Below are 10,624 nucleotides of genomic sequence, written 5' to 3' on the forward strand. Positions count from 1 at the left end.
GGTGGTGCGCGGGCGGCGTGTTGCGCAGGGGGCCGCCTCCGCGCGGCCCGGCTGTCCCGCGCGCCCGGTTGCGCGGCGGCGCGGCGTCGTGCTCGTGTCCGGCGGCGGACGGCGTGGTGGACTGAAACAGGCGCGAAATCAGGCGAACCATGACGACATCCCTCCTGGGCAGGAAAAAACGCGGCGCGGCCGCGCGTTCAATGGCCGGTCATCTGACGCAACTGCTGGGCGAGCCCGGCGAGCGACAGCTGTGCGTGCATTTCGCTGACGAAGCGGCCGGCGAGCAGCGCCACGATCAGGATCGCGACCGCGCCCTTGAGCGGCTGGCTGATCGACATCACATCGAATTTCTGCGCGGCCTTCGCGACGAACGCGAGGCCGACGTCGATCAGGAGCAGCATCACCATGACCGGCGTCGCGAGCCGCGCGACCATGTCCATCAAGCCGGCGAGCCGCGCCTGCGCGAACGCTTCGAGCAGCGGCGCGGGGATCGGATCGAAGCTCGCGAGCGGCCACCACTGGTAGGACTCGTAGAGCGCGCCGAGCAGGAAGGTCATGCCGCCGAGCAGCCAGAACGCGGCGATCGCGAGCTGGCTCAGCAGGGTCGCCATCAGCGACGCCTGCGAGCCGGAACTCGGGTTCTGCACCTGCAGGTTGTTGTAGCCGGCGAGGTCGTCGATGTAGGTGCCGATGCCTTCCGCCGCCCAGAACACGGTCGAGGCGGCGAACGCGAGCACGAGCCCGATCAGCGCTTCCTTGACGGCCACGACGAACAGGAACGCGCCATGCAGCTGCGGAATCAGCGCCTGCTGGCCGAACGCGACGAACAGACACCACACGGCCGCCGCGCCGGTGCGCAGCGTGCCCTTGAACACGCTGTCGGCGGTCGCGGGCAGGATCGTCATCAGCACGAGCAGGCGCGTGCTGCAGATCCCGAGCAGCGTGATGAAGCCGATCAGCTGGTCGCCGAGCGGCTGAAGCGGGAACAGGTCGTGGGCGTTCATGCGCGGCTCTCCCGGCCGGCGAGGCGGCGGGCCAGCACGCCTTCCTCGATTTCCTCGTCCTGCAGATCCTCGGCGGCGGCCTCGGCGGCGCGCGCGAGCCGCTGGATGCGTGCGCGCACGACCTCGACCTGGGCGTCGTTGCGGGCGATCCGCCGCGTGGTGTCGGCGAGCCGCTCGGTGCATGCCTGCCAGGCGGTGCGCAGCCGCGCGCAGTGCGTCTCGGCGAGCGCATGTTCGTCGAGCAGCGTGTCGCGGTAGCGGCGGCACGCGCTGTAGTCGCCGATCGTGAACGGATCGGTGCCCGACGCGAGCGCGCCGAGGCGGGCCGTGTAGCGGTTCGCGGTATCGAGCGCGGCCTGCGCGCGCGCTTCGCCGTCGGCCAATTCGGCGGCGGCGGCGGCCTGGGCGGCGCGTTCGCCGGACTGCTGCTCGCGCAGCGCGACGCCGCGCTTCTCGCGGCGCGCGAGCAGGGTCTCGAACGCGCGTTGCTGGCGCGACTTCATTGGACCAGCTCGTGCAGCGCGGCCAGCGTTTCCTCGGCCGCCATGTATTCGTCGGTGCGCTGGTTCAGGAACGCGCGGATCCGGTCGATCTTCGCGACGGCCTCGTCGGCGGCCGGATCGCTGCCGGCCTGGTATTCGCCGAGCTGCAGCAGCGTCTCGATCTCGCGGTGCTTGGCGAGCAGCTGGCGCAGCCGGCCGGCCGCGCCGATGTGCTCGCGCGTGGTCACCTGCGGCATGATCCGCGACAGGCTGCCGAGCACGTCGATGGCCGGATACTGGTTGCGCGCGGCGATGTCGCGCGACAGGATGATGTGGCCGTCGAGAATGCCGCGCACTTCCTCGGCGATCGGGTCGCTGCCGGAATCGTCCTCGGCGAGCACGGTGTAGAGCGCGGTGATCGAGCCGCGCTCGCCCATGCCGGTGCGTTCGAGCAGGCGCGGCAGCTCGGCGAACACCGAGGGCGGGAAGCCGCGCCGCGCGGGCGGTTCGCCGGCTGCGAGGCCGATTTCGCGGCCGGCGCGCGCGAAGCGCGTCAGCGAATCCATCATCAGCAGCACGCGCTTGCCCTGGTCGCGGAAGTATTCGGCGATCGCGGTCGCCGCGTAGGCGGCTTTGGCGCGCTCGATCGAGGAGCGGTCCGAGGTCGCGCACACGACCACCGAGCGCGCCATGCCGTCCTCGCCCATGATCAGTTCGACGAATTCGCGCACCTCGCGGCCGCGCTCGCCGATCAGCGCGATCACGTTCACGTCGCACGACGCGCCGCGCGCGAACATGCCGAGCAGCGTGCTCTTGCCGACGCCCGCGGGCGCGAAGATTCCCATCCGCTGGCCTTCGCCGAGCGTGATCAGGCCGTCGACGATGCGCACGCCGGTCGCCATCGAGGCGTCGACCATCTTGCGCGACATCGGGTTCGGCGGCGGCGCGAGCACCGGGCGCATCTGGTCGCACGCGAGCGGGCCGCGGCCGTCGAGCGGTTCGCCGAAGCTGTCGATCACGCGGCCGAGGATGCCGTCGCCGACTTTCACGGAGAGGGGCCGGCGCAGGCCGATCACGCGGGTGCCGCGATTGATCTCGCCGAGCGCGCCGAACGGCGACAGCAGCGCGACGTTGCGCGTGAAGCCCACCACCTCGGCATGCTGGAGCAGCGCGCCCGACGGGCTGCGCAGCTCGCACAGCTCGCCGAGCGTCACTTCGAGGCCGACGACGCGCAGCAGCGTGCCGATCACTTCGAGCACCTTGCCCGTCATGTTGACGGCGGGATCGATCGCGAGCCGCGCGGCCATCGCGTCCGCGATGCGGGACAGGTCAGTCATCGTATTCATGTGTGTCGGGCATCCTCGAGCGCGCGGGACAGGGCCTGGCGGATCGCGCCGAGCTGGGTGTCGAGGCTCGCGTCGACGGTGCCGAAATCGGATTCGCACAGGCAGGTGCCGGGCGCGACGCGCGGTTCGACCAGCACTTCGACCGGCACGTTGCGGCCCTGCCGGCGCCACGCGTCGGCCAGTTCGCTGAACTGCGCGCGGGCGGTCTCGTAGTCGGCGTCGCAGACCCGCACGGTCAGGTAGCTCGCATCCGCGACCACCCGTTCGACGGTCTCCGCCGCGCGCGCGAACAGGCCGCGCGCATCTTCGGTGCGCACCATCTGCTGGACCGCGGCCGCGACCAGCTCGGCGAGCCGTTCGCGCATGCCGTCGCGCACGCGGCGCTCTTCCTCGAAGGCGTCGGCGGCGCGCGCGTGCCAGTCGGCGAGCGCCTGCGCGGAGCCGGCGTCGTAGCCGCGCGCGTAGGCGTGGTCGTGTTCGAGACGGGCGGCGTCGACCAGCGCGTCGGCCTGGGCGCGTGCGTCGGCGAGCACGCGCTCGGCCTGTTCGGCGGCGGCGCGCAGCACCGCTTCGCGTTCGGCCGCGAGCGCATCGAGCGCGTCGGCGAGCGCGGCGACGGTTTCGAATGCGTCGCGGGGCAGCACGCCATGCGGCACGTCGAGACACAGATCGTCGGCGAGCGGGACGCCGTGGTTTTTCAGCCAGACAACCATGACCACTCCGGATGTTGAGCGAGCAGGCGCGCGAGCAGCGCCGCGCCGTCGCCGTTGGGCGCGGCGTCGGCGAGCCAGGGCGGGCACGCGGCGTCGCGCGGCAGGGCGAAGCGCACGGCGCGCGTCGGGCCGGCGGGCGACCATGCGCGCTCGCGCTCGAAGCGGCACCAGCCTTCCCACGCGAGCGTGTCGTCGGACTGCCCGGCGAGCGGCGGGGCGGCGTCGGCGCGCGCGCGCGGCGCATCGGGCAGCGTCGCGAGCGCGCGCGCCGCGTCGGCCCCGACCCAGGCGGCGAGCCGCGCTCGGCTCGCGCGGTCGATCCAGTGCCGCAGTTCCGTGTGCCGCGCGAGCAGCGCGCGCAGGCGCAGCAGGCGCAGCGCGTCGTCGATCGGCAGCGCGGCGAGCCGGTCGGCCGGCGCGTCGAAGCCATCGAGCGCCGGCGCGGCGTGACCGAGCGTGCGCAGCAGCAACTGCGAGCAGGCGGCGCGCAGCGCCGGCGCGTGCGCGTGCATCGTGGCGACGAGCGGCGCGAGCGCGCCGTGCCAGCTCACGTGGACCCAGTCGGCCGCGCGACGCAGGTTCGCGTCGTAGCCGGCCAGCCAGCGCGCGCGGTCGCTCACGCCGGGCGGGCTCATGACGCGGCCGCCTTCGGCGCGGCGGCGCCCGGCGCGGCCGCGGCGCCCGCGCGGCGGCGCCACCACAGCGCGCCGCCCGCCGCGAGGCCGAGCAGCGCGACGAGCGCGGCCACGCCGGCCGCGAGCCATGCGCCGCCGGCTTTCTGCGCGGGCGCGGCCGCGGCGAGGTCGACGGGGTCGGCCGCGACCGAGGTGACGCTGACTTCGTCGTAGGTCAGCCCCTCGACGCTGTGGACGACGAGGTTCTTGATCTGCGGCGTCAGCGTCGCGAGGTTCGCGCTCGGGCGGTACTTGATGAACACCGATGCCGACGAGGGCTTGACGGTCTGCGCGAGCGGATCGTTGTTCGGCAGCACGATGTGCACGCGCGCGACCACGACGCCGTCGATCTTCGACAGCGTGTCCGACAGCTCCTGCGACACGCCGTAGATGAAGCGCACCCGCTCCTCGGTCGGCGTCGAGACGAGGCCGTCCTTCTTGAACAGCGCGCCGAGATCGTCGTAGCGCGCGGCGGGCAGGCCGTGCGCGCGCAACACTTCCATCGCGCGCACGATCTGCTTGTCGTCGACCGCGAGCGTCCAGGTCTTGCCGGCGTCGGGAGTCTTTTTCTGCGCGTCGATGCCGTTTTGCAGCAGCGCGGCGAGCATCTCGTTGCAGTCGCGCTCGGCCAGGCCGCCGTACAGCTCCTGCTGGCAGCCCGCGAGCAGCGCGCAGGCCAGCAGCAGCGCGCCGAGCGCGGCGCGGGAAGGGGAACGGGGCGTTTTCATGTCACTGGTTCTTCATCAGCGAGCCGATCGCGTCCTTGGTCGACGTGACCACGCTCATCTTGGCCTGCAGGTCGATCTGCATCGCGGCCGCCTCGGCGGACAACTGCATCGACGCGGCCAGCATCTCGTTGAGCGACAGCTCGCCCGCATGCAGGCTCAGGTACTCGGTGTTGTCGAGCACCTGGCGCATCTGCGTGTCGGCGGTCTCGACCAGCTTCGAGATCGCGGTGGTCTGCTGCGCGTGCGCCACGGGCGCGGCGGGCGTCGCGCCCGCCATCAGCGCCTGGAAGCGCTCGGCGCTGGCGGCCGGCACGTCGGCCGCGGCGGCCTGGGTCGTTTCACCCAGCGTGGTGTCGAGCGCGCGTGTGAGTTCGGTGACGGAAAGCGTGGGATGCATACGGGCCTCCAGGGGCTTACATGCGCAGGAACTGCTGATGCGCGAACGCGGCCTGCAGGTCGAAGCCGGCCGTGGTGGGCGCGTCGGCGGCGGGCTCCTCGAGCGCCGCGACCGATTCCGGCAGTTCCCAGACGCCCGTGCGCTGCGCATGTTCCTTCGCGAGCAGCACGTCGTTCTGGCGTTCGAGCGCGCGCACCAGCGCGATCGCCTGCGCCGGGCCGCCGGCCGCGAGCACCTCATCGGCGGCGAGCCGCCATGCGGAATCGCGCTTGCCGTGCAGCGCGAGCGCCAGCAGCGCGCGGCCGTAGTTCGCGTTGGACGAGCCGTTGGCGATGTCGGAGAAGCAGCGCGCGGCGTCGTCCCAGTTGCCGAGCGCGACGTGCAGCATGCCGTCGAACATGTCGGCGGCCGGCAGCTGCGGCGCGAGCACGCGCAGCGCGTCGATCAGGAGGCCGATGTCGTAGGGATCGGCGGCGGGGCCGTCGAGGGCGCCGCCGAGCGAGAGGTTGGCGGCGTCGATCAAGCCGTTCAGCGCGGCCTGGTTGCAGCGCAGGTAAGTCGGCCGTGAATCTTCCATGGTGTGTGCTCCGCGTGACGTTGAAGAAAGCGTGTTGGTCTGGAGCGCAAGGTAGCAGCGCCGCGCGGCCGGCCGGCGCGCGATGCGAAGCACGCGCGCCGGAGGCGAAGCGGCGCGCGCGCTTCGCGTCGGACGGCGCGGCTTCGGGTCCGCGCGGGGCGCGCGCGGGCGGCGCGGCTAAGGTACGCGTCGTTACGACTCTCGACAGGAGCGGACGGCGATGGCCGACGCAGAAGAGAAAACCGAAGAGCCTTCCGAACAGAAGCTGAGGAAGGCGCGTGAGAAAGGGCAGGTCGCGAAGAGCAAGGACATCGCCGACGTGGCGACGCTCGCGATGGTGATCGGCGTGCTGTCGACCGGTGAGGCGATGCTGGGCGGCGGGCTCGAACATCTGATGCGCACCGCGCTCGACTTCGTCGCGAGCGAGCGCTCGCCGCAGGCCGCGCTCGCGACGCTGTACGCGCTCGCCGGCGACGCGGTGTGGCTGACGCTGCCGTTCGCGGCCGGCGCGATTCTCGCGGGCATCGGCTCGCAGGCGCCGCAGGCGGGCTTCATGATCACGCTCGAACCAGTGATGCCGAAGCTCGATTCGATCAGCCCGATGGCCGGGCTGAAGCGCATTTTCTCGCTCAAGGCGCTGCTGGAGCTGGCCAAGACCATCGTCAAGGCCGTGGTGCTGCTGTGCGTGGTCTGGAAGGTGGTGGTCGGCTTGTTTCCGCTCGTCGCCGCGAGCATCTACGAGCCCGCGCCGCAGTTGTCGCGCGTGCTGTGGACGTTGCTGATGAAGCTGCTCGGCGTGGTGCTGATGGTGATCGCGGTGCTGGCCGCGGCCGACTACAAGATCGCCAAGATCATGTTCATCCGCCAGAACCGGATGGGCAAGGAGGAGATGAAGCGCGAGATGAAGGAGTCGGACGGCGATCCGCACACCAAGGGCGAGCGCCGCCGCCTCGCGCGCGAATTCGCGACCACCCCCGGCCCGCGTCAGCGGATGGGGCAGGCGAACGTGCTGGTCGTGAACCCGACCCACTACGCGGTCGCGCTGCGCTATGCGCCCGACGAGCATCCGCTGCCGCGCGTGATCGCGAAGGCGCTCGATGCGGGCGCGCTCGTGCTGCGCCGCGAAGCGCATGCGCTCGGCGTGCCGATCGTCGGCAATCCGCCCGTCGCGCGGGCGCTGTACCGCGTCGAATGCGACGACGCGATCCCCGACGCGCTGTTCGAGACCGTCGCCGCCATCCTGCGCTGGGTCGAGGCCGTCGCGGGCGCCCGCGATGCCGACCCGGCGTCCGTTTCTCCCGATGCGAGGCCCGCATGATGCTCAAGACCCTCAAACTCCCCGCCGGCGGTGAAGTCGGCATCGCGGCGCTGGTGGTGGCGATCGTGTCGCTGATGATCCTGCCGCTGCCGCCCGAAGTGATCGACGTGCTGCTCGGCATCAACATCGCGATCAGCGTGACGCTGCTGATGGTGACGATGTATGTCGGCAGCATCGTGTCGCTGTCGGTGTTCCCGTCGGTGCTGCTGTTCACGACGCTGTACCGGCTCTCGCTGAACATCGCGTCGACCAAGTCGATCCTGCTGCACGCGAACGCGGGCGACATCATCGAGAGCTTCGGCGAACTGGTGGTGGGCGGCAATCTCGTGGTCGGGCTGGTGGTGTTCCTGATCATCACGACGGTGCAGTTCATCGTGATCGCGAAGGGCTCGGAGCGGGTCGCGGAAGTCGGCGCGCGCTTCACGCTCGACGCGATGCCGGGCAAGCAGATGAGCATCGACGCGGACCTGCGCGCGAACATCCTCACGCCCGAGGAGGCGCGCCGCAAGCGCGGCACGCTCGCGAAGGAAAGCCAGCTGCACGGCGGGATGGACGGCGCGATGAAGTTCGTCAAGGGCGATGCGATCGCCGGGCTCATCATCACGCTCGTCAACATCGTGGCCGGCATCGCGATCGGCGTGATGTACCACGGCATGACGGCCGGCGAGGCGGCGAACCGCTTCTCGATCCTGTCGGTCGGCGACGCGATGGTGTCGCAGATCCCGTCGCTGCTGATCTCGGTCGCGGCGGGCGTGATGATCACCCGCGTCGCCGACGATCACGACGACGGCGAGGGCAGCTCGCTCGGTTCGGAGATCGCGCGCCAGCTGGGCACCAGCTATCGCGCGCTGTATTTCGCGGCGGTGCTGCTGATCGGCTTCGCGGCCGTGCCGGGTTTCCCGGCCATGCTGTTCCTGCTGCTGTCGTTCATGCTCGCGTTCGCCGGCTACCGGCTGCAGAAGGGCAAGCGCCGCGCCGTCACGCGCGGCGAGCCGGTGGTCGCGCTGCAGCGCGCCGGCGCGAAGAGCAGCACGCCGACGATCCTGCCGCGCGCGCCCTTGTTCACCTGCGCGATCGGCGTGCGGATCGCGCCCGATCTCGTCGCGCGGCTCGCGCCCGCCGCGCTCGACCAGGCGTTCGACGAGGAGCGCGCGAAGCTGCAGGAGGAGCAGGGGCTGCCGTTCCCCGGCATCACGCTGTGGACGAGCGCCGAGCTGCCCGAATCGACCTGCGAGGTGCTGATGCGCGACGTGCCGCAGTCGCGCTTCGAGCTGCCGCCCGGCCAGACGATGCTGCCCGACGCGGCGGCGGACCCGGCGCTCGCCGGCCGCTGCACCGAGCGCGGGCCGGCGGGCGGGCTCGCGCGCAGCTACTGGATCGACGACAAGGCGGTGCCGGCCGAGCAGCGCGCGTGGCGGGCCGAGCAGGTGATCGCGCACGAGACGATCGCGCTGCTGCGCCGCAATGCGCACCTGTTCCTCGGCATCCAGGAGACGCAATGGATCCTGGATCAGCTCGGCCTCGACTATCCGGGGCTGGTCGCGGAAGTGCAGAAGGCGCTGCCGACCCAGCGGATCGCGGACGTGCTGCGACGCCTGCTCGAAGAGCACATTCCGATCCGCAACGCGCGCGACATCATGGAAAGCCTGATCGCGTGGGGCCCGAAGGAGAAGGACATGCTGATGCTCGCCGAGTACGTGCGCGGCGACCTGTCGCGCTATCTCGCGTATCGCGCGGCGCGCGGCGGGAAGCAGCTCGCGGCGGTGCTGCTGGACCTGCCGGTCGAGCAGCACATCCGCCAGTCGATCAAGCAGACGCCCGCCGGCAACTTCCTCGCGCTGCCGCCGGAGCAGGTGCGCTATCTGGTCGACAGCATCGCGTCGTTCGTCGGCGTCGCGCCGCGCGACGACGTCGTGCTGGTCACCTCGATGGACGTGCGGCGGTATACGCGCCGGATGATCGAGGCGCGGCTGGGCTGGCTCGCGGTGTATTCGTACCAGGAGCTTGGCGATCAGGTCGAACTGCGGCCGCTCGGCCGCGTGACGATGTGAGCGGGGCGACGATGAGCAGCGTCGATCTGCGGCCGTTGCGCATCATCGCGGGCGAGGGCGCGGAGGTTCCCCGCGCGACGGGCGGCCGCGCGGCCCGGCGCGGCTTCGACTACGCGCAGCTGCTGCGGCGCGCGCCGGCGCCGGTCGCGCCGGCCGCGCACGATGCCGACCCGCGCCGCGAGCGCCGTCCCTCGCGCGATGCGGCCACGCCGTTCGCGCGCGAGCCCGACGCGCTGCCCGATGCGCAGGGACGCCAGGCGATGGCGCGCGCCTGCGCGGGGGCCGACGGCTTCGTCAACCAGGTGTTCGCGCAGCAAGAGCGCATGGTGCGCATCGCGGACACGCTCGCGGGCGAGATCGCCGCGTTGTGCGCGGAGGACGCGGGCGCGCAGTGGGACCTGAGCATGCCGCTCGATCCCGCGCTGCTGCCGGCCACGCTGCTCCACGTGGCGCTTTCGCATTTCGATCTGCGGCTTCGGTTCGAGACCGCCGACGCGGCCACGCGACAACTACTCTCCACTCATCGCGCGCTGCTGCATGCGCGCCTCGACACCTTGCTCGCCCACCTGGGCGTGCCGCGCGCGATCGACATCGACGTCGCCTGAGCGCCGCGCCCGAGAACCAGCCCGAAATCGACCATGGACGATCTGCTTATCGAATTACCGGCGGCCGATGCCGTGGCGACCGATGTTGCGGCGACCGTTGCCTTGGCAACCGACGCCGCGCCGGCCGATGCCGTAGTGGCCGACGCCGCGGCGGCTGATGCCGCGGCCGCCCTTGCGGCGGCCGGCGCGGCACCCGTCGCAATCCCGCCGGACAGCATCGCCGCGCGCCCGACCGCGGCCGACATCACCACCGTCCTGCCGCTGCCCGCCTTCGACACGTGCGACGCCGCGCTCGCGCGGGTGCTGGCCGATGCGCGCCTGCCGGCATGGCTCGCGCGCTTTCCCGGGCTGTCGGAATGGCGGGCGGCCGAGCCGTGGCCGAGCTTCGAGCGTCCGGGCCTGCTGAGCCTGCGGCTCGGCGAGGCGACGGCCCGCATCGGCTTCGATCTCGCCGCGTTCCCGGCGCTTGCCGTCGTGGCCGCGCCGGCGGGCGACGCGCGCGGCGATGCGAGCCTGTCGCTGCGCGCGGCGCTCGCGAGCGCGCTGCTCGCGCCGCTGCGCGATGCGCTGGCGGGCGCGGGGCTCGACGACGTGACGATCGGCGCGCTGCGCGCCGCGCCCGCGCCGCTGCCGCCGCAGGCGGGCCGCGCGTGGCGCTTCCAATGGAATGACGCGCCGTGCGCGTGCGTGCTGGTGGACATCGAGCCGGCCTGGCTCGACGCGCCGACC

Annotated in this window: 11 protein-coding genes and 1 pseudogene; 4 read left to right on the forward strand and 8 right to left on the reverse strand. The window is 72.0% G+C overall.

Going from position 1 to position 10,624, the window contains the following annotated elements:
• Positions 1–197: 197 nt before the first annotated feature.
• From sctT to AC1RQF_RS32710, 8 genes are read right to left on the reverse strand one after another with little or no spacing between them, the layout of a single operon-like run.
• Positions 198–1,004, reverse strand: a complete 807-nt coding sequence (gene sctT, locus AC1RQF_RS32675) for a type III secretion system export apparatus subunit SctT (protein WP_273996358.1) — start codon at positions 1,002–1,004, stop codon at positions 198–200.
• A complete protein-coding gene (locus AC1RQF_RS32680) occupies positions 1,001–1,507 on the reverse strand; it encodes a type III secretion protein HrpB7 (protein ID WP_273996357.1) in 507 nt (168 codons plus the stop codon). The genes sctT and AC1RQF_RS32680 overlap by 4 nt, the downstream gene beginning before the upstream one ends.
• Complete coding sequence (gene sctN / locus AC1RQF_RS32685; RefSeq protein ID WP_492874243.1) at positions 1,504–2,832, reverse strand: type III secretion system ATPase SctN; 1,329 nt, start codon at positions 2,830–2,832, stop codon at positions 1,504–1,506. Before sctN ends, AC1RQF_RS32680 begins: the two co-directional genes overlap by 4 nt.
• Positions 2,829–3,545, reverse strand: coding sequence for a type III secretion system stator protein SctL (gene sctL / locus AC1RQF_RS32690; RefSeq protein ID WP_273996356.1), 717 nt, complete (start codon positions 3,543–3,545; stop codon positions 2,829–2,831). The genes sctN and sctL overlap by 4 nt, the downstream gene beginning before the upstream one ends.
• Positions 3,530–4,180, reverse strand: coding sequence for a type III secretion protein HrpB4 (locus tag AC1RQF_RS32695; protein WP_492874246.1), 651 nt, complete (start codon positions 4,178–4,180; stop codon positions 3,530–3,532). Before AC1RQF_RS32695 ends, sctL begins: the two co-directional genes overlap by 16 nt.
• Positions 4,177–4,947, reverse strand: coding sequence for a type III secretion system inner membrane ring lipoprotein SctJ (gene sctJ / locus AC1RQF_RS32700; RefSeq protein ID WP_492874248.1), 771 nt, complete (start codon positions 4,945–4,947; stop codon positions 4,177–4,179). The genes AC1RQF_RS32695 and sctJ overlap by 4 nt, the downstream gene beginning before the upstream one ends.
• 1 nt (position 4,948) lies before the next feature.
• Positions 4,949–5,344: a type III secretion protein HrpB2 gene (locus AC1RQF_RS32705; protein WP_273996355.1), complete on the reverse strand. Its 396-nt coding sequence runs from the start codon at positions 5,342–5,344 to the stop codon at positions 4,949–4,951.
• A 16-nt stretch (positions 5,345–5,360) separates the two neighbouring features.
• Complete coding sequence (locus AC1RQF_RS32710) at positions 5,361–5,921, reverse strand: HrpB1 family type III secretion system apparatus protein (RefSeq protein ID WP_273996354.1); 561 nt, start codon at positions 5,919–5,921, stop codon at positions 5,361–5,363.
• A 220-nt stretch (positions 5,922–6,141) separates the two neighbouring features.
• Here AC1RQF_RS32710 and sctU point away from each other — a divergent pair, with 220 nt between their 5' ends.
• The 4 genes and pseudogenes from sctU to AC1RQF_RS32730 form a co-directional block, all read left to right on the forward strand.
• On the forward strand, positions 6,142–7,239 hold the full coding sequence (sctU, locus tag AC1RQF_RS32715; RefSeq protein ID WP_492874250.1) for a type III secretion system export apparatus subunit SctU: 1,098 nt from the start codon (positions 6,142–6,144) through the stop codon (positions 7,237–7,239).
• Positions 7,236–9,290, forward strand: a complete 2,055-nt coding sequence (gene sctV, locus AC1RQF_RS32720) for a type III secretion system export apparatus subunit SctV (RefSeq protein ID WP_492874252.1) — start codon at positions 7,236–7,238, stop codon at positions 9,288–9,290. Before sctU ends, sctV begins: the two co-directional genes overlap by 4 nt.
• An 11-nt stretch (positions 9,291–9,301) precedes the next feature.
• The gene (sctP, locus tag AC1RQF_RS32725; RefSeq protein ID WP_273996350.1) at positions 9,302–9,895 is read left to right on the forward strand and encodes a type III secretion system protein SctP; all 594 of its coding nucleotides are present in this window, start codon (positions 9,302–9,304) and stop codon (positions 9,893–9,895) included.
• Positions 9,896–10,096: 201 nt separating this feature from the next.
• A pseudogene (locus AC1RQF_RS32730) lies at positions 10,097–10,624 on the forward strand (type III secretion system cytoplasmic ring protein SctQ); the annotation flags it as partial.

This window comes from Burkholderia sp. GW821-FHT14F03, assembly GCF_058803765.1.

What these genes read in the sequence shown, in the direction of transcription:
- sctL (WP_273996356.1), bottom strand. Translation starts at nt 3,545, where the DNA reads ATGGTTGTCTGGCTGAAAAACCACGGCGTCCCGCTCGCCGACGATCTG.
- AC1RQF_RS32680 (WP_273996357.1), bottom strand. Translation starts at nt 1,507, where the DNA reads ATGAAGTCGCGCCAGCAACGCGCGTTCGAGACCCTGCTCGCGCGCCGC.
- AC1RQF_RS32710 (WP_273996354.1), bottom strand. Translation starts at nt 5,921, where the DNA reads ATGGAAGATTCACGGCCGACTTACCTGCGCTGCAACCAGGCCGCGCTG.
- sctU (WP_492874250.1), top strand. Translation starts at nt 6,142, where the DNA reads ATGGCCGACGCAGAAGAGAAAACCGAAGAGCCTTCCGAACAGAAGCTG.
- sctJ (WP_492874248.1), bottom strand. Translation starts at nt 4,947, where the DNA reads ATGAAAACGCCCCGTTCCCCTTCCCGCGCCGCGCTCGGCGCGCTGCTG.
- sctT (WP_273996358.1), bottom strand. Translation starts at nt 1,004, where the DNA reads ATGAACGCCCACGACCTGTTCCCGCTTCAGCCGCTCGGCGACCAGCTG.
- AC1RQF_RS32705 (WP_273996355.1), bottom strand. Translation starts at nt 5,344, where the DNA reads ATGCATCCCACGCTTTCCGTCACCGAACTCACACGCGCGCTCGACACC.
- AC1RQF_RS32695 (WP_492874246.1), bottom strand. Translation starts at nt 4,180, where the DNA reads ATGAGCCCGCCCGGCGTGAGCGACCGCGCGCGCTGGCTGGCCGGCTAC.
- sctV (WP_492874252.1), top strand. Translation starts at nt 7,236, where the DNA reads ATGATGCTCAAGACCCTCAAACTCCCCGCCGGCGGTGAAGTCGGCATC.
- sctN (WP_492874243.1), bottom strand. Translation starts at nt 2,832, where the DNA reads ATGAATACGATGACTGACCTGTCCCGCATCGCGGACGCGATGGCCGCG.
- sctP (WP_273996350.1), top strand. Translation starts at nt 9,302, where the DNA reads ATGAGCAGCGTCGATCTGCGGCCGTTGCGCATCATCGCGGGCGAGGGC.